The sequence below is a fragment of the Streptosporangiales bacterium genome (assembly GCA_009379825.1).
Lineage (GTDB): Bacteria > Actinomycetota > Actinomycetes > Streptosporangiales > WHST01 > WHST01.
Map to the genome: position 1 here is coordinate 1 of WHTA01000054.1, position 16,683 is coordinate 16,683.

The window sequence follows — 16,683 nt, forward strand, 5'->3', positions numbered from 1 at the left end:
CTCGTAATGAATAGGTCGTCGGTTCGATTCCGACAGGTGGCTCTCATACCGCCGCAGGTCACGGATGCGCGACTATGCATCGTCGTTGATCTTGAAGATGGTGGTCCATGACCACGGCCACGGTCTGGATAACGGGCCTGATCTGTTTCCGATGTACGGGTCGGCTTCAGCAGGTGGCTCAGCGTGTCGACCGCTGACCGCGCCGGAAGGTGGTCAACTTTCAGCTGCCGACACCTGCTCAAGTCTTGCCTGCCGTTGACAGACCGACGCCGGGGCGTATGGTCGAATTGTCTTATTCCACTTGGCCCTCGTTGCCAGCTGGCAGTTAGAACACGCCGGTCTTGGGTACCGAGCACGAGACCGGCGGCGGCAACACATCCGGGATTGATGTCCGTGACGTTGTGGCAGAGAGACGGACTCGGGACAGAGGGCCGTCCTGCCGTGCGATCTCAAAGACTCTCAGGTGCGGACACTCCGCATCGCGCACGAGACCCCCCGGGCCACGGAACGGATCTCCCAATTCCCATGCTCAGGAACCTTGAATCCCATCCATGCACCGGGAGGCACTACCAGCCTACTACCGGGTAAATCTCTCGTGCCTCCGCGGGTTACAGGAGGTAGTCATGAGAAGGCTTTTTGTAGCTCTGATCGCGGCTTGTGGGCTGCTGTTCGTCACGGCCACCGCTGCCCAGGCGGCGGTCAGGTTCCACGCCGGCCCCACGTTCACCGACCAGGGCACCACCTTCAACGTGACGGGGAACATGTCGGGTCTCGGTAACGAGGACCTGACCGTACAGCTGGACGCCACCGGCACCGGCTCGGTGATCTGCGAAAACCCAGCGGGCAAACGTGCACCGGGCCAAGACACCACGGTGAACGCCTCAGGCACCGCGTCCGGTATCGAGGTCAAGAACGGCCGTGCTTCCTTCGATGTCACGACCGCCGAGCCCCCGGCACCGGACCCGGCGGTGGTGTGCCCCAACCGGCAGTGGAGCGCCACCATCACCGATGTCGAGTTCACCTCGGCGACGCTGACCCTGATCCAGGGCGGTGAGATCGTGTTCCAGCAGACCAACCAGCTCTGATCCGGAACACTGAGCGTTGCTGACTCCTGGAGGCGTCTCGCTCGGGGTAGTCGGCGACTACCACGGCAACCCAGTCACCAGCCCATCCTGGAACGGACCCTCACCGGGCACCTACGCCCGCACCTGGCGATCGGGGGAGCCCGTGATCATTGGTGCGCGGTCCGGGTCGATGCTGGGAATCTCGGTGAGGACGGCGTGCAGCCGGGCGAGCGTGGCGTTCAGCTCGGTGCGTTGTCGGTCCAGATCCGCTTGGATCCGTTCGGCGTAGCGGTTTGCGGCGGCGCGGATGGCTTCGGCTTCCTGGTCGGCGGCGGCGATGATCGCGCCGGCTTCCTCCTCGGCGAACTGGAGTAGCAGACGTGCACGTCTGCCGAGTCCCGCGTAGCTTGGCTCCGCGCACTCGCGAAGCAGCTGTTGCAGCCTCTCCAGCTGCTGCTCCAGCTCGGCGATGTCGTTCTGGTATTCGGCTATCCGCGGCTGGATGTACTCCAGGTAGACGTCGACCTGGTCCCGGTCGTAACCGCCCACCACCACGTCGAAGACGGTGGTGCGTAGGAAGTCCTCCACCCAGGTGTGCTTGGCGCGGAGGGCAGGATCGGTTCCGTTCGTCATCGCCGTCACCGTCCCTGTGGTCGTGGTTGTGGTGCGTAGAAGCGGACGAGCCCGTGGTGGGAGTCATCGACCCTCCGCGTCTCGGTGCGAGCACTCCCGCGCCGAACACCAGCGACGCACCCATCTGGTGGTGCTGCGCCGGGGGGCTCTGGTCACGGGCACCGCGACGTCGTGATCAGTTGGTCGACTCCAGGTGACTGATCGAGCTCGAGCAATCGGTCTGCGCGTCGCAGAACCCGCGACGGTGGATTGTCTTGATGTCGATACTCCATCGGCAGCCTCCCAAGATCGCTGCGCCCGATGGCCTCCCTGTTATGCAACTACCTCACGATCGCCACCACGACCATTCCGAGGACAGCAATGACGCCCGGTAACCGTAACTACGAAACGTGGCGCGGGATCCGATCAATGCTTCCGTGTCTGGGGTGGACGTTCGCTGAACGTGGTCGTCGCGTCGAACTCGTATCCCTGGGACCACCTCAGGCCCGGCGGGCCAGCAGGCCGATACTCACTACGCCGTACGTCGCCGTAGCACCGGCGGCGCGCTCGGACACGAACCGGTAGTCGTTCTCTCGGATCGTCTCGATCTCGAAGCCGGTGTCGCGGATCGCGGCGAGGTAGTCGTCGCGCTGGGCGGCACCGCCGATGCAGGCTGCCCACAACGAGGCGTCACAGGTGATCCCTTCGGGCAGCCGGCGGGTGGAGACGATGTCCGCGAGCGCCAGCCGGCCACCGGGACGCAGCGCGGTGGCGGCTGCCCGGAACACCGTCGGCTTGTCGGGCGAGAGGTTGATGACGCCGTTGGAGATCACGCAGTCGACCGACACGTCCTCGACCGGCGGCCGCTCGATGTAGCCCTCGCGAAACTGCACCTGCGGGAAACCTCCCTCGCGCGCCAGTCGGGTTGCCTTGGCGAGCTGGGCGGTCGTCATGTCGACGCCGATCACCTCGCCTTCGTGACCGGTCGCGACCGCGGCGAGGAAGCTGTCCATGCCTGAGCCGCTGCCGAGGTCGAGCACGGTCTCCGCCGGCTCGATGTCGGCCAGGTCCAGGAAGTAGCCGACGCCGGCGAAGGACTCGAGGGCGGCCGCCGGGATTGCGTCGAGGTCGCGGGCGGCGTACCCGAGGCGCTCGGCGAGTCCGCGACCGGTCTCGAAATGGAACTCGCGCCCGGGCTCGAGGGCAACTTCTTCGTACATCGACTTGACCCGCGACTCCAGGTCGGCAGTGTCGAGACGGCGGGCGGAAGTGGACTCGGTGGTCATGATGCTTCCTTTCTGTGCCGGCGCGCGACGCTGGACATCAGTAGCTGAAGGTCGTGGCCGGCTCGTCGCCGATCCAGTTCCAGAGCGGGATGGTGCCGTTGAGCTCGGCGCCGGCGATCAGCTCCTCGGCGTCGAGCTGCTTGGCGTTGAAGCAGATCGGGCAGACGTAGTAGCGCCCGCCGGCCGCCTCGAACCGCTTTACCAGATCAGTCAGCGGCGGGCACCCCTCGCAGGCCACGCCGACCGCGACGCCCGGCACCGCGAGCCGGACCGCCTCCTTGGTCAGGAACACCAACGTCTCGCGCCCGGTCTCGGCAGCCCCCACCGCGACCAAGAACGCGACCGTGACCTTCTCCTGGTCCTCCAGGCCTGTCGTCAGGCTCACCACGGCTTTGCTCGGCATGACGTTCTCCCTCCCTCTCACCGGAGTTCGGTGAAGTCCGGTGAGAGGGACGCTAGGAGCCGGTTGACTCCGTGTCGTCGGGTGAACTCCCTACAAATCGAGCGGGTCAAGCAGCCCGTGGCGGAGCGCGAACAGCGTCGCGGTCGAGCGCGAGGACGCCCCCGTCTTGGTGTAGATCCGCTCGATGTGGGTGCCGGCAGTCTTGCGCGAGATGCCCAGCTGGCGGGCGACGTCGCTGGTCGCCATGCCGTGCGCGATCAGCACCAGCACCTCGACTTCCCGCGCGGTGAGACCGGCCGGGCCGGCTACCGGCCGCCGGCTGCCGGCGCCTGCTGCGGCGAGGACGGCGTCGGCGGCGGCCTGGTCCAGTCGCCCGGCGGCCACCTCGCCTCGGATCCTTGTGGCGGCCTGCTTGACGCTCAGGGCCGGCCGCCCGGCCCGCGGTTCGACGAGCTCGTGGAACGCACACGCCGCGGCGAGAATCCGGCCGGACATCGGGATCGCGGTGCCGATCACTCCGCGGTGGTAGCCGGTGCCGTCCATCCGCTCGTGCGCGAACCCGGCGATCGCCCCCAACCTGGCCAGCGCCCGCGGGCGAGCCAGCACGCGCTCGGTGTAGTACGAGCTGGCGCGCAGCCGCTCCCGCTCGACACCGGTCAGCGAGGTCGGCTTGTCCAGGATGGTGATCGACACCCCGTGCAGCCCGATGTCGTGGACCAGTCCGGCGCGGTACACCGCGACCGCGTCCGGCGTCGACAGCCGCAGCAGTCCTGACGCCGCTCGGGCGAGGTCGGCGACGCCCCGCGAGTGACCGGCCCGCGAGGTGCACCGCAGGTCGGTGAAGTCGGCCAGCGCCACCAGCGCGGTGTCCAGCTGCTCCTCGAGCAGCGGGCGCGCCAGCGCCGGTTGCGCCGCGATGAGCTCGTGCGCGTCGTAGCCATCGTCATCGGACGGCAGGATCTCGCCGGCGATCTCGCAGAATGCGTCGACCAGCGCCGGGTCGAACTGCTTGCCGCGCCGAGCCTTGGCCACCTCGACCGCGGCAGGCACACCACCGCGCCTGTGGTGCACCTCGACCACGTCGGCGAGGTGGAACAGTCGCACCTGCAGCGGGAGCTGCTCCCCGCCGACCCCGCGCGGGACTCCCCCGCCGTCCCAGCGAGCGAAGAACTGCCGCAGCGCCAACGAAATCTCGGGTCCGAGTCCGAGCTGGTCGGCCAGCGTGGAGGTGGTCAGGCAATGGCCCTGGATGCCACGGGCGACCCGGCTGCCACCGCTGGCCACCAGCGTGGCGACGGCCAGCAGGCGCTGCGGGAGCGGACGATCCGCGCCGGCATGGCTCAGGAAGAACGCGAAACCGGGCAGGCCACCCAGGTCCGCGTCGTAGCTGTCCGCCCGGAAGGCGATGTCGTCACCGAAGCTCGCAGCCACCTCAGGGGCATCGGCCACGCACCCCACCCAGGCCAGCATCGCGACGTGGAACAGCGCCGGCTGCTCCCCCTCGGGCAACCCGACGTGCCGGCCCAGCCGTGCCGCGACCTGCCACGCCCGAAGCAGGTGCTCCATCGGCTGCCCCAGCCCCAGATCGGTTGCCAGCGAGAAGGCCGCCAGCAACTGGGCCAGGCTGACGCCTGCGTCTGCGTTGCCGTCGGTCTGGCCCCTGTCCACGAGTTCAGCGTAGGAGTCGCCGGGACCGACCGCCCCCGAATCGAGGCTGATCGTTGGCTCGGCATGCGCGAGCAACGCCAGGATCGCGATGACACCGTAATGGGCAGCCTGCCTGACGCAGCTTCGCCCCACGGAGGTGCGTGACCGTGGATTTCAAGGATGCCGATCGGCTTCCTCACCGAGCACACCAAGCCGGGGACGCACCTCCGACGCCGCCAGTTCGCCATCCTGGGGGCCGGATTCGACACTCGCTCGTTCCGGCTCGTCGCCGCCCCCGGAGGTGGCGAGGCGTTCGAGTTGGATCTGCCCGGTACCGCACCAGGTACTTCACCCCCGCCGGCCGCGACCTGACCGGCCTCGACCTGGAACGGTTCGTCCTGGCCGAGAAGAAGGAACGACGTCGTCTGTTGGCGACGGTCTCCGGATGGCGATGGCGCAGGACGCAGCCGCCGACGCGAGCGCTGCGGCCGCGAGGAACAGCCAGCCGTGCCGGAACGAGTCCATCGTCGGCGCACCGCCGTAGATCATGACCAGGATCGCAGTGCCCAACACCGTGCCGATCTGCCGGGACGTGTTGATCATCGAAGCACCCGTACCCCAATGGTCGGGCGGCAGCGCCGCTGCCATGACGCCGGACAGGCTCGGCATGACCAGACCCACACCGCTACCGGTGCACAGCTGGCCAGGCAGTATTGCACCGAAGTAGTCGGGTGCCGGCCCGGCCCGCCACACCCACATCGCCGCGCCGACCGCGAACAGGATGCCGCCCGCGGTGGCGACCGGTGCGGGGCCGAAGCGGCGCGCCAACCGTCCGCCGACGGTGAGCGAGACCAGGACGACCATCACCGGCCCCGGCGACAGCGAGAGCCCCGCGATCAGAGCGGAGTTGTGCCACATGCCGGTCAGGAACAGTACGTTCCCGAACAGCATGCTGCCGAATCCCGTATAGAACAGCAACATGGCCAGACAGGCCAGCCACATCGCAGGCACCCGCAGCGCCTGCAGGTCAAGGACGGGGGCCGGATGGCGGGTCGACCTGACCACCACCCAGGTCAGCGCCGGCGCAGCAACGACGAAGGCAAGCAGGACGCCCTTGCTGCTCCAGCCGGCTTCCGGGGCCTCGACCAGTGCCCAGGCCAGTGCGCCGACGCCCACCACCAGGCCGATGGCACCGAGCACGTCAGGGACACCCGAGGCATCTTCCTTGGTCTCGCGCAGCACGCGCGGGCCGAACACCAGTGCCAGCACCCCGACAGGGATGTTCACCAGGAAGATCCAACGCCAGGACAGCTGCACCAGCAAGCCGCCGATCGGTGGGCCGAGCGCCCCGGCGGCACCGCCCACCGCCGCCCACGTACTCACGGCGATCGCGCGCCGTGCCGCCGGTACCGACGCCAACAGCAGGGCCAGCGAGGTCGGCAGCACCAGGGCCGCACCCACTGCTTGCAGCATTCGGAACGCGACCAACAGCGGCACCGATGTAGCCGCGGCGCACGCCGCGGAGCCTACGGTGAACACCGCCACGCCGATCAGGAAGACCAGCCGCCGCCCGTACCGGTCGGCGAAGCGGCCTGCCAGCGCGAGCAGTGCGGCGAACACCACCGTGTAGCCGTTGAGTACCCATGACAGCGAAGCCAGCCCGATGCCGGCGAACGTCGACCGGATGTCGGGGAGTGCGACGTTCACGATGAACAGGTCCAACGTGACGAGAAAGGCCGCTGCAGAAACCACCAGCAGGACAGCCCAGGGCAGCGCCACGTCTGGACCGATGTCGTGCGAGCTGTCGGCCCGACCTGCCGGTGTCAGAGGCGCTCGATGATCGTGGCGTTGGCCGTGCCGCCGGCCTCGCACATGGTCTGCAGGCCGTACCGTCCGCCGGTCTGCTCCAGCACCGACAGCAGAGTCGTCATCAGCCGTCCACCGCTGGCGCCGAGTGGATGCCCGATCGCGATCGCGCCACCGTTCACGTTGACCTTGGCCGGGTCGGCACCGGTCTCGGCCTGCCAGGCCAGCACCACACTCGCGAACGCCTCGTTCACCTCGAACGCGTCGATGTCCGCCAGGGTCAGGCCCGCGCGGTCGAGCACCTTCGCCGTGGCCGGGATGATGCCGGTCAGCATGTACAGCGGATCGTCGCCCACCACGGCGAACGAATGCAGCCGGGCGCGCGGTCGCAGCCCGAGCCGCCGCGCGGTGTCGCCACCGGTGATCAGCTCCGCGGACGCGCCGTCGTTGACGGGGGACGAGTTGCCTGCCGTGACGTGCCAACCGAGTTCGGGGAATTGCCGCTCCCACGCCGCCGTGTGAAACGCCGGCGCGAGTCCGGCGAGTACCTCGACCGAGGTGTCCGGCCGCACCGACTCGTCCCGGGTGACCAACACTGGCGCACCGTCGGAGCCTGGCACCTCGATGAAGCTCACGTCTCGACTGAACCGCCCGTCGACCCAGGCCAGCGCGGCACGACGGTGGCTCTCGGCGGCGAAGGCGTCCAGCTGTTCGCGGGACAGGTGCCATTTCGCCGCGATGAGCCCGGCGCTGATGCCCTGCGGCACCAGGCCTTCCGGGTACCGCCCGGCGACCGCGGCGCCCAGGAAGTCCTGGTCCACCGCCTGGCTCCCGATGGGGAGCCGGCTCATCGACTCCACACCTGAGGTGATGACGACGTCGTAAGCTCCGCTCAGCACGCCTTGGGCGGCGAAGTGCATCGCCTGCTGGCTGCTGCCGCACTGCCGGTCCACGGTTACCGCAGGTACCGACTCGGGAAGTCCGGCCGCCAGTGCCGCCCACCGCGCGTTGTTCGAGCTCTGCTCCCCGAGCTGTCCGACCACGCCGCTGATCACGTCGTCGACGACGGCCGGGGCGATGCCGGTGCGTTCGATCAGGGACCGGATCGCGTGCGCGTGCAGGTCCACCGGGTGTACCGGCGCCAGCGCGCCGTCCGGCTTCCCCTTGCCGATCGGCGTACCCACCGCGTCCACGAGCACCGCGTCCCGCATGGCTGCCTCCTGGTCGAGGATCACCGGTACCGAGGTCAGCTTCACACGACTGAGTTGGATTCCACAACCCACTGTGACGGACAAGACAGGACCGCCTGACGTGCTAGGTTGGATTACCCAACCGATCCGGATGTCTGTGGGTGCCGTGAGCCGGGACTGTTCGATCGCCAACGCACTCGGCGTCATCGGCGAGCGTTGGACGCTACTCGCCCTGCGGGAGATCTTCCTGGGCAACCGGCGCTTCGACCCGATCGCACACCACACCGGCGCCAGCCGCGACATCCTCGCCACCCGACTCCGCACGCTCGTCGACGCCGGTGTGCTGGAACGGCGGCCCTACCAGGACCGGCCAACCCGGTACGAGTACGTGCCCACCGAAGCCGGGCGCGCACTGCGCCCCATCCTGCACGCGTTGATGAACTGGGGCGACCGCTACGTCACGACCGGGCCGCCACCCACCGAGTGGGAGCACTCCTGCGGCGCCGCGCTCCGCGTGCAGCCGGTGTGCGGCCATTGCGGGCAGCCCGTGAGTTTCGACGACGTCCGTCCACGCCGGCTAGGTACCGTGCGGCCCAAGGCGTAGAGCCCTGCGCCAACTCGAAGAAGCCTGCCCGCGACCGCGTGCCGTTAGGTCTCATGCTGTGCCGGCTCACCAGGCGGCGTCGGCGCATTGACTCGGTACAGCACGCCTACCATCCGCAGTCCGAAACACGCGGCCGCCGCGACGAGCGCGGCCACGAGACCGTAGGCACCCAACCGGCACGCGACTGCGGTGATGGTCGCACCCAGCAACGCAGGTATGGCGTAGAGGCCGCTGCTGAGTACGGTCGGCACTCGGCGGACCAAGACATCGCGCAGGGTACCGCCGCCGACTCCGGTGATCGCTCCAAGCAGGATCGCCGGTCCGGTGCCGAGCCCAAAGCTCCAAGCCTTCGCTGCACCGGTTACCGCGAAGAGCGCAAGCCCTGCCGCATCGAACACGTTGATGGGCAGGATGAGCCGGTGTGACCGGTGCCCGACGAGGAACGCAACGAGCCCGCCGCCGGCGGCGACGACGAGGTAGCGCCAGTCACTGAACGTCGTCGGCGGCAGCGCACCGATAAGGATGTCGCGAACGATGCCGCCACCTAAGGCCGTGATCATGGCAAGCGTGATCACGCCCACGATGTCGAGGCGCGCGGCACGGACGGCGATCAGCGCGCCATTGAGCGCGAACGCGAACGTCCCCACGAGATCGAGATTGAGCAGCAAGGTCGCTTCGTCCATGCCAGTGTTTCTAGCAGCCGCAATCAAGCCCGCAGAGCACCAGACCGCCACCCTGGCTACCGAAGCCGCCGGCAGGCACGTCGGCTCCACCTCGGGAGGCGTCTCGACACACAAGGCGGGCGTCGCGTCGGTTGACGCGGCGTCGCCGGCCTCGGCCGAACCCGCCTCGACGAGCTGTCGCGCCAGCCCGCAGCGTGGGACGAGCCGGCACCCTGCCATCGGCGCGCTCGCGCTCAGCTCGCCTCGCAGCCGCTTCTCCCGCGGTTTCCGTGCCGGACGGGAACCGCGGCGAGCAACACCGACGTGTACGGATGCTGTGGCTGCTCATACACCAGCTCGGTCACCCCGGTCTCGACGAATCGTCCGAGATACATCACCGCGACGCGGTCGCAGACGTTCCTGACCACGGCGAGGTCATGCGAGATGAACAGGTAGGTGAGTCCCAGGTCGCGCTGGAGTCTCAGGGGCAGCGCGAGCGGCACGGGCGTGGATCGACTGGTTTGGCAGGGCTGATCGCCTTCACCGCGACGAACCTCGAAGCCCTGAGTTGCACCGTGACCGAGCAGCGCACCGGCTAGACCGACCCGAACCCACCGCTGGCAAGCGTGTTCGGCATCGCCGGGCAAGCCGGATCCCGACTGTCCGCGCAGGTCCCCCAAGGTCATGTCCCACAGGACCTGGAGACGTTCCCCGCCCAGGCCGAACGGGTGACTGCCCGGAGCCGGCGGGGGATGTCGTTCTCCTCGGTAGCGCGGCTGGCACTGTGACGCAGCTTTCTGCTTTCCGCCGGTACCCCATCGGGGGCGGGGCTATCGTGCTGATACCGAGCCCGGCGCGTCCGGCGGGTCGGCCGATGAGGGGTGGGGCTCATGACCAAGGCGACGATCCTCACGGTGGACGACGATCCGATGGTCCTGCAGGCGATCAGCCGGGATCTACGAGCCAAATACGGTTCCGACTACCGGATCGTCTCGACGTCATCGGGGGCCGAGGCCCTCGCAGTGCTGGCCGAGCTGACGCAGCGTCTGCGTCCGGTCGCCCTGATCGCCACCGACCAGCGGATGCCGGGCATGACCGGCACCGAGATGCTCGAGCAGGCCAGGAGTTCCGCGCCGGACGCCAAGATCCTCCTGCTCACCGCGTACGCCGACACGGACGTCGCGATCAAGGCGATCAACGACATCGGTCTGGACTACTACCTGGTCAAGCCGTGGGAACCGCCGGCCGAACGGCTGTACCCGGTCATCGACGACCTGCTTGGGGACTGGCAGCGGGCGCACCCGCAGGACACCGAGGACGTGCAGGTGGTCGGGCACCGCTGGTCCGAGCGGGGGCACGAGGTCACCACGTTCCTGACCCGTAACTACGTGCCCTACCGGTGGCTCGACATCGACAGGGACGAGGAGGCTCAGCGGCTGTGCGGGCTCGCCCGGGCTAGGCCCGACGACCTGCCGCTGGTCTTCGTACCCGACGGCGAGGTCCTCCGCTCGCCGGCGGCGCTCGACCTCGCCGGCGCGCTGGGCCTGCGCACCCGCGCACTGCAGCCACTCTACGACCTGTGCATAGTCGGGGGCGGACCAGCGCGGGGCTCGCGGCGGCGGTGTACGCGGCCTCGGAGGGCCTGCGCACCGTGACCGTGGAACGGGAAGCGCCTGGGGGGCAGGCCGGCCAGAGTGCCTCCATCGAGAACTACCTGGGTTTCCCGAAAGGCCTCTCCGGCGCCGATCTCACCCACCGAGCCGTCGCACAGGCCGCCCGGTTCGGCGCGGAGATGCTGCTGGCCCGCGACGTGGCGGCGTTCGAGGAACGCGGGCCGGTGCGCGCGGTGCGCTTCGCCGACTCGCAGGACGATCTCGAGGCGCGGGCGCTGCTGGTGGCGACAGGAGTCTCCTACCGGCGGCTGGAGGCGCCTGGCCTGGCTGCGCTCACCGGTCGCGGCGTCCACTACGGCGCTACCGCCAGCGAGGCCGGCCAGTGCCAGGACGAAGAGGTCTGCATCGTCGGTGCCGCGAACTCTGCCGGCCAGGCGGCGCTCAACCTCGCCCGCTACGCGAAGCGCGTCGTCATGCTGGTCCGCGGGCGCGCTCTGGAAGACGGCATGTCCATGTACCTGGTCGCCCGCATTCGGGAAGCACCGAACATCGAGGTCCGGCTGCACACCGTGGTGGCTGCGGCCCGTGGCGACGGTCACCTGGAGGCCGTCACGCTGGTGGACCGGGCCTCCGGTGAGGAGGAGGAAATGGCGACCAACTGGCTGTTCGTGTTCATCGGCGCATCGCCCCGCACCGACTGGCTCGGCAGCGAGGTGAACCGGGACCAGAAGGGCTTCGTCGTCACCGGGCAGGACCTCGTGGCCAGCCCGCCGGCCGCCTGGTCGCAGGCCCGGCCGCCGTTGACGCTGGAGACCAGCGTCCCTGGGGTGTTCGCGGCCGGCGACGTGCGGCTGAACTCCATGAAACGGGTGGCGTCCGCCGTCGGCGAGAGCGCCATGTCGGTGTACCTGGTGCACCGCTATCTGGCGGCGATGTGATGAGCGTCGACGATCTGCGCCAGCTCAGCCTGTTCGACGGTACCGGCGACGAGCAGCTGGCCGAGTTCCTCGCCGCCGGTACCGCGGTTCCGTTCGTGCCGGGAGACGTGCTCTTCGTGGAGAACCAGCACGCCGACTTCTGGTGGGTCCTCGTGGCGGGCAGCATCGAGCTGGTACGCAACGTCCGGGGCGAGGAGACCCGACTCGGCGTGATGGGCGAACCCGGGCAGTGGTCCGGCGGATTCCGTGCCTGGGACGAGCACGGGGTCTACCTGGCGACGGGTCGGGCCTCGACCAGTGGCCGCATCCTCCAGGTGCCGTCCCAGGACCTGCGCAGGATCTGGGCCGGCCGGTTCCCACTCGGTCTCTACCTGACCGAAGGAGTCTCCCGCTCCGCGCGCAACTTCGAGAACCTGGCACGGCAGAAGGAAGCGCTTGTCGCCCTGGGCACGCTCGCGGCCGGGCTTGCGCACGAGCTGAATAATCCCGCCGCCGCGGCCACGCGAGCCGTCGACGCCCTCGGTCAAGCCTGCGACGAGATGCTGTCCGCCCTCCGGCGGTTGGCGGCGGCCTCGATCGGCGCGGACCAGTTCACGGTGTTGGACGAGCTGCGCCGCGAGGTCGGGCCGAAAGCCACCGGGGCGGACGCGCTGGCCACCGCGGACCGCGAGGCCGCCCTCTCCACCTGGCTGTCCCGCCACGGGGTCGCACGCGAGTGGGAGATCGCCGCCGCACTCGCCGCCGCCCAGGTGGACGTCGCCTGGTGCGAGCGAACGAACGAGGCCCTGGGTGACACCGCGCTCGAGCCCGGCCTGGAATGGGTGGCGAGCACCCTGTCCGTTGCGGGCCTGCTCGGGGAGGTCAAGGAATCCACCCGTCGTATCTCGGAGCTGGTGGGAGCGGTCAAGTCGTATTCACAGCTCGATCGGGCGTCGATGCAGCAGACCGACGTCACCGAGGGCCTCGACAGCACCCTGGCGATGCTGGCCCACCGGATTCCCCCTGCGGTGACCGTAGTACGGGAGTACGACAGCGACGTACCACGTATCGAGGCGCTCGCGGCCGAGCTCAACCAGGTCTGGACCAACCTGGTCAGCAACGCCCTCGACGCGATGGTCGACCAGGGGACGCTGCGCGTGTCGACCCGGATGGACAAGGACGCGGTGGTGGTGGAGGTCGGCGACACCGGCCCGGGAATGTCCGCCGAGACGAGGGATCACGCCTTCGACCCCTTCTTCACGACCAAGGGCGTCGGCGAGGGCACCGGCCTCGGGCTGGACATCTCCCGCCGCATCGTCGACCGGCACAACGGCGGCATCGCCATCGAAACCCGTCCGGGCGAAACGGTGCTCAGGGTGAGCCTCCCGCCGTACCGTTCAGCGACGAGGTGACTGCAGGGAGAACAGGCGTCCGTGTTCGGTCGTTGTTGGACGGACGCCGGCCAGCTGCATCGCGTGCCAGACGAGGACCTGGTGGCGGTCAGGACCGGCTTGCCGAGGTCGCGCTCCCGCGTGTCGATCATGCCCGCCGTACGGGTGCCGGTACTCGTGATGACGACGGCTCCGGTCGTGGCCGTGGTGGCGGGACACTCACCGACCCGGACAGCAGCTGGCAGGTCTTCTCGGCCCGCCGGCGAAGCTGCACGACAGACAGCCGAACCTGTTCCCGGTCGCCTCGATCAATGCTGTGGCCAGCTGGAGCAGGATTCCCGTGCCGGCCACCCAGCTCGCGAGCGTGCCGAACTCGAGGAAGCTGCGACTGGGCGCGTCCTCGGCCATGAAGATGGCGAAGGTGGCGCCCGCCATCAGCAAGATGGTGAACGCCAGGACGCGTTGCCTGCCGATCCGGTCACCGAACTGCGAGTAGTGCGTAGATCGTGCGCAGCGTCCTGCATTGCTCTGGAGCAGCCCGGATGGATTGTCAACAATCCGATCGCCGACTAGGCCTGGACTTAACCTTCGCTCTATCGACGCCCCGACGCGAGGAGGACCGATGGGCGAGCCACGCTCAGCTCACGCAACGACCAGCAACGACTCCCGGCGCACGCTGCGTCGCGCGATAGCGGCATCGGCCGTCGGCAACGCGACCGAGTGGTTCGACATCGGCCTCTACGCGTACGCGGTCACCTATGTCGCAGCAGCGATCTTCCCCGGAAGCGCGGAGGACGCCGTGTTCTTCGCGCTGGGGGCATTGGCGATCTCCTACGTCGTCCGGCCGCTGGGTGGCCTCGTCTGGGGGCCACTCGGCGACCGCATCGGGCGAAGGACCGTCCTGACGCTGACCATCCTGCTGACGGCGGGCGCCACGTTCTGCATCGGCCTGCTGCCGACCTACGAACGCGCCGGGTTCTGGGCGCCCCTGCTCCTCGTGGTGCTACGCCTCGTGCAGGGCTTCTCCACCGGCGGCGAGTACAGCGGCGCCGCCACCTTCATGGCCGAGTACTCGCCCGATCGCAAGCGGGGGTTCTACGGCAGCTTCCTCGAGGTCGGCACGCTCGCCGGCCGCTGCTTCGGCGCCTCGCTGATGCTGGGACTCTCGATGGCGCTCGACGACGCCGCGATGCAGGCATGGGGTTGGCGCGTACCGTTCTTCCTCGCTCTGCCGCTGGGGAGCGTCGGTCTACCTTCGCTCCAAGATGGAGGACACGCCGATCTTCCGCGAGCTGGAGCGGCTCGGACAGAAGGAGACCAGCGCCAAGGCGCAGTTCACCGACCTGCTTCGCCACTACTGGAAGCCGTTGCTGTTGCTCGGCGGGCTCGTCCTGCCGCTGAACGTGGTGAACTACACGCTGCTCAGCTATGCACCCACGTACCTCAGCAAGGAAATCGGGTTGAGCGTCGACACAGCCCTGTTCGCTCCCCTTGTGGCGATGCTGGCCATGACACTCGTCGTCCCGTTCACGGGCGCACTCTCCGACAGGTACGGCAGGAAGCCGCGTGGTGGGTCTCGCTCGTCGGCCTGTTCATCCTCGTAACGCCGATGTACGTCGTGATGGGCACGAGCCTCGCCGGCGCCGTCATCGGGACCGTGGTGCTCTGCCTGCTCTACATCCCGCAGCTGGCAACGATCTCGGGCACCTTCCCCGCGATGTTCCCTACGCACGTCAGGTTGGCCGGCCTGGGCATCGCGTACAACGTGTCGACGGCGCTGTTCGGCGGCATCTCGGCAGCGATCAGCGACGGCTGATCCAGCTGACCGGCAACGACCTGATGCCGGCGTTCTACATGATGATCGCCTGTGCGATCGACGCCGTCGCGTTGTACTTCGTCACCGAGACAGCGGGATGCGCCATCGGTGGTCGGGGGACACCCGGAGAACCGTTGCCGGCGAGCGTCGAGACCGGCGACCCGATCACCCAGCGCTCGAAGCCGTCGCCGTCGTGACGGCGTCGACGAGCAGTGCCACCGCATCCTCCAGATGCGCGACGATGGTGCGATCGACGAGCGCGACGTCGGACGCCTGGAACGCCTCGGCGATGGCGCGGTGTTCACTGACCTGCTTCGCCAGGTCGCCTTCGGCCGGCGGCACGGCGTTGAGGCACATCCGCGTCTCGGTGATGAGCGTCTCGTGCATCCGCGTCAGGTGCGGACTGTTGGCCAGCGAGACGAGAACCTGATGGAACTCCATGTTGTCGTCGAGGTGCTCGACCAACTGGGCACCGACCGCCACCGGGTCGTGCAGGAAGATCTCGGCCACGGCCGCGCGCTCCACGGCCCGACGCGCCAGGTACAGGTCACGGATGTTCTCGGCCGTGACCTCGGCGACGAAGACGCCGCGGCCGCGAACGGAGTAGAGCAGCCCCTCCTGGGTGAGCCGCTGCATCGCCTCTCGCAACGGGCTCCGGCTCACGCCGAACGCGTGCGCGAGCTTGCCCTCGATCAGCTGACTCCCCGGCAGGATCTCACCGTGGCTGATCGCCGCACGGAGCTTGTTCGCGATCAGCTCCGCCGTTGACTCCCGAGCCAGTGGCCCCAGGTGCGACTTGGACACGGACACGACGAAATCCACCTCGAAGACGAGTACCTGCGATCTCGGGTGAGGTCGCGGACGACATTATTGTCGACGATCGACAGCCAGATTACCGTGCTGACCGCCTGTCGCCCGCAGCAACCACTGGCCGTCCCCTGTCGCGTGCCGTCCGGCCAGCCGGGCAGCGGCCCACATCGTGGCCTGGTTGGCCGTGACCACCGGCTTGCCCAGCTCTTGCTCGAGCGGCGCGATGACGTCGTACGTCGCCAGGTTCGTACACGACACGCAGACCGCCTCCGCGTCCGGGCGATCGGCCCTGCGGATCAGGTCCATCGTGGTCTCCGGGGAGACGTTCTTGATGCCACTGCTGAGCCCCAGGTTCGTGCTGGCAGCCAACGTCATCCCGGCCTCGGCAAGGAAGCTCGCGAACAAGGCGGTGAGCGGATCGTTATACGGCGTGGCCGCCGCCACCCGGGTCACACCGAGGCTGCGCAACGCTTCCACGAGGGCGCCGCTCGTCGTGACCGCGGCCGGAGCCCCCGCGTCCCGCATGCCCTCGACGAGCTTCCGTTCGCCGACGTGGCCGCGGACGAAGCTGCACGACGTGCATGCGTACGCATACGCCGCAGCCTCGGTGTCCAGCAGACACCGCACGCTGTCCTCGACCGCACGGACCTTGCTGATGCTCTCGATCGTTCCGACCGTCGCATCGGCCGGGCCGTTCTCGACCCGCGCAGTCCTGGTGAAGTACAGCGTCACGCCCGGCGGCGCCCACCGCCAGAGCTCCCGGTCGTGCGCCATGTCATGTGGAACGACAACACCAACACCCACTGATCGTGCAGACCCGTCAACCATGCCCTCACTCTAGTATACAAACCGATTGTCGACA

The 16,683-nt window shown here is 68.6% G+C and carries 14 protein-coding genes and 3 pseudogenes; 6 read left to right on the forward strand and 11 right to left on the reverse strand.

The window, feature by feature from the left end; genetic code table 11:
• Positions 1 to 623 precede the first annotated feature (623 nt).
• A complete protein-coding gene (locus tag GEV07_21755) occupies positions 624 to 1,085 on the forward strand; it encodes a hypothetical protein (protein ID MQA05236.1) in 462 nt (153 codons plus the stop codon).
• Positions 1,086 to 1,196: 111 nt separating this feature from the next.
• On the opposite strand, the gene GEV07_21760 is transcribed toward GEV07_21755, so the two are convergent.
• The 4 genes from GEV07_21760 to GEV07_21775 form a co-directional block, all read right to left on the reverse strand.
• Positions 1,197 to 1,697, reverse strand: a complete 501-nt coding sequence (locus GEV07_21760; protein ID MQA05237.1) for a hypothetical protein — start codon at positions 1,695 to 1,697, stop codon at positions 1,197 to 1,199.
• 479 nt (positions 1,698 to 2,176) lie between these two features.
• Positions 2,177 to 2,962: a methyltransferase domain-containing protein gene (locus GEV07_21765; protein MQA05238.1), complete on the reverse strand. Its 786-nt coding sequence runs from the start codon at positions 2,960 to 2,962 to the stop codon at positions 2,177 to 2,179.
• A 37-nt stretch (positions 2,963 to 2,999) separates the two neighbouring features.
• Positions 3,000 to 3,365 (reverse strand): peroxiredoxin, encoded by a 366-nt coding sequence (locus tag GEV07_21770; protein ID MQA05239.1) that lies wholly within the window; start codon positions 3,363 to 3,365, stop codon positions 3,000 to 3,002.
• A 90-nt stretch (positions 3,366 to 3,455) separates the two neighbouring features.
• Complete coding sequence (locus GEV07_21775; protein ID MQA05240.1) at positions 3,456 to 4,931, reverse strand: HD domain-containing protein; 1,476 nt, start codon at positions 4,929 to 4,931, stop codon at positions 3,456 to 3,458.
• Between the two features lie 261 nt (positions 4,932 to 5,192).
• Between GEV07_21775 and GEV07_21780 the strand changes: the two genes are divergently transcribed.
• Positions 5,193 to 5,384 (forward strand): hypothetical protein, encoded by a 192-nt coding sequence (locus GEV07_21780; GenBank protein MQA05241.1) that lies wholly within the window; start codon positions 5,193 to 5,195, stop codon positions 5,382 to 5,384.
• Here the strand turns inward: GEV07_21780 and GEV07_21785 are convergent.
• The gene (locus GEV07_21785) at positions 5,361 to 6,803 is read right to left on the reverse strand and encodes a DHA2 family efflux MFS transporter permease subunit (GenBank protein ID MQA05242.1); all 1,443 of its coding nucleotides are present in this window, start codon (positions 6,801 to 6,803) and stop codon (positions 5,361 to 5,363) included. The two genes, GEV07_21780 and GEV07_21785, sit on opposite strands and share 24 nt — an antisense overlap.
• A 32-nt stretch (positions 6,804 to 6,835) precedes the next feature.
• A complete protein-coding gene (locus tag GEV07_21790; GenBank protein MQA05243.1) occupies positions 6,836 to 8,029 on the reverse strand; it encodes an acetyl-CoA C-acyltransferase in 1,194 nt (397 codons plus the stop codon).
• 130 nt (positions 8,030 to 8,159) lie between these two features.
• On the opposite strand from GEV07_21790, the gene GEV07_21795 reads away from it, so the two are divergent.
• Positions 8,160 to 8,612, forward strand: coding sequence for a transcriptional regulator (locus GEV07_21795; GenBank protein ID MQA05244.1), 453 nt, complete (start codon positions 8,160 to 8,162; stop codon positions 8,610 to 8,612).
• Positions 8,613 to 8,656: 44 nt separating this feature from the next.
• On the opposite strand, the gene GEV07_21800 is transcribed toward GEV07_21795, so the two are convergent.
• Both GEV07_21800 and GEV07_21805 read right to left on the reverse strand, forming a co-directional pair.
• On the reverse strand, positions 8,657 to 9,295 hold the full coding sequence (locus tag GEV07_21800; protein ID MQA05245.1) for a trimeric intracellular cation channel family protein: 639 nt from the start codon (positions 9,293 to 9,295) through the stop codon (positions 8,657 to 8,659).
• 233 nt (positions 9,296 to 9,528) lie between these two features.
• Positions 9,529 to 9,960, reverse strand: coding sequence for a hypothetical protein (locus GEV07_21805; GenBank protein ID MQA05246.1), 432 nt, complete (start codon positions 9,958 to 9,960; stop codon positions 9,529 to 9,531).
• A gap of 204 nt (positions 9,961 to 10,164) precedes the next feature.
• Here GEV07_21805 and GEV07_21810 point away from each other — a divergent pair.
• Both GEV07_21810 and GEV07_21815 read left to right on the forward strand, forming a co-directional pair.
• Positions 10,165 to 11,825: pseudogene (locus tag GEV07_21810) on the forward strand (response regulator).
• Positions 11,825 to 13,216, forward strand: coding sequence for a cyclic nucleotide-binding domain-containing protein (locus GEV07_21815; protein ID MQA05247.1), 1,392 nt, complete (start codon positions 11,825 to 11,827; stop codon positions 13,214 to 13,216). The pseudogene GEV07_21810 and the gene GEV07_21815 overlap by 1 nt, the downstream one beginning before the upstream one ends.
• A 306-nt stretch (positions 13,217 to 13,522) precedes the next feature.
• Here GEV07_21815 and GEV07_21820 read toward each other — a convergent pair.
• A pseudogene (locus GEV07_21820) lies at positions 13,523 to 13,678 on the reverse strand (MFS transporter).
• A 139-nt stretch (positions 13,679 to 13,817) separates the two neighbouring features.
• On the opposite strand from GEV07_21820, the pseudogene GEV07_21825 reads away from it, so the two are divergent.
• A pseudogene (locus tag GEV07_21825) lies at positions 13,818 to 15,208 on the forward strand (MFS transporter).
• Here the strand turns inward: GEV07_21825 and GEV07_21830 are convergent.
• Together GEV07_21830 and GEV07_21835 are read right to left on the reverse strand one after the other, a co-directional pair.
• A complete protein-coding gene (locus GEV07_21830) occupies positions 15,177 to 15,815 on the reverse strand; it encodes a GntR family transcriptional regulator (protein MQA05248.1) in 639 nt (212 codons plus the stop codon). The pseudogene GEV07_21825 and the gene GEV07_21830 sit on opposite strands and share 32 nt — an antisense overlap.
• Before the next feature lie 63 nt (positions 15,816 to 15,878).
• Positions 15,879 to 16,649 (reverse strand): Asp/Glu racemase, encoded by a 771-nt coding sequence (locus GEV07_21835; protein MQA05249.1) that lies wholly within the window; start codon positions 16,647 to 16,649, stop codon positions 15,879 to 15,881.
• Positions 16,650 to 16,683: the final 34 nt, after the last annotated feature.

Coding starts and splice junctions, on each gene's coding strand:
- GEV07_21755 (MQA05236.1), top strand. CDS start 624: ATGAGAAGGCTTTTTGTAGCTCTGATCGCGGCTTGTGGGCTGCTGTTC.
- GEV07_21760 (MQA05237.1), bottom strand. CDS start 1,697: ATGACGAACGGAACCGATCCTGCCCTCCGCGCCAAGCACACCTGGGTG.
- GEV07_21765 (MQA05238.1), bottom strand. CDS start 2,962: ATGACCACCGAGTCCACTTCCGCCCGCCGTCTCGACACTGCCGACCTG.
- GEV07_21770 (MQA05239.1), bottom strand. CDS start 3,365: ATGCCGAGCAAAGCCGTGGTGAGCCTGACGACAGGCCTGGAGGACCAG.
- GEV07_21775 (MQA05240.1), bottom strand. CDS start 4,931: ATGGAGCACCTGCTTCGGGCGTGGCAGGTCGCGGCACGGCTGGGCCGG.
- GEV07_21780 (MQA05241.1), top strand. CDS start 5,193: ATGCCGATCGGCTTCCTCACCGAGCACACCAAGCCGGGGACGCACCTC.
- GEV07_21790 (MQA05243.1), bottom strand. CDS start 8,029: ATGCGGGACGCGGTGCTCGTGGACGCGGTGGGTACGCCGATCGGCAAG.
- GEV07_21795 (MQA05244.1), top strand. CDS start 8,160: ATGTCTGTGGGTGCCGTGAGCCGGGACTGTTCGATCGCCAACGCACTC.
- GEV07_21800 (MQA05245.1), bottom strand. CDS start 9,295: ATGGACGAAGCGACCTTGCTGCTCAATCTCGATCTCGTGGGGACGTTC.
- GEV07_21805 (MQA05246.1), bottom strand. CDS start 9,960: ATGACCTTGGGGGACCTGCGCGGACAGTCGGGATCCGGCTTGCCCGGC.
- GEV07_21815 (MQA05247.1), top strand. CDS start 11,825: ATGAGCGTCGACGATCTGCGCCAGCTCAGCCTGTTCGACGGTACCGGC.
- GEV07_21835 (MQA05249.1), bottom strand. CDS start 16,649: ATGGTTGACGGGTCTGCACGATCAGTGGGTGTTGGTGTTGTCGTTCCA.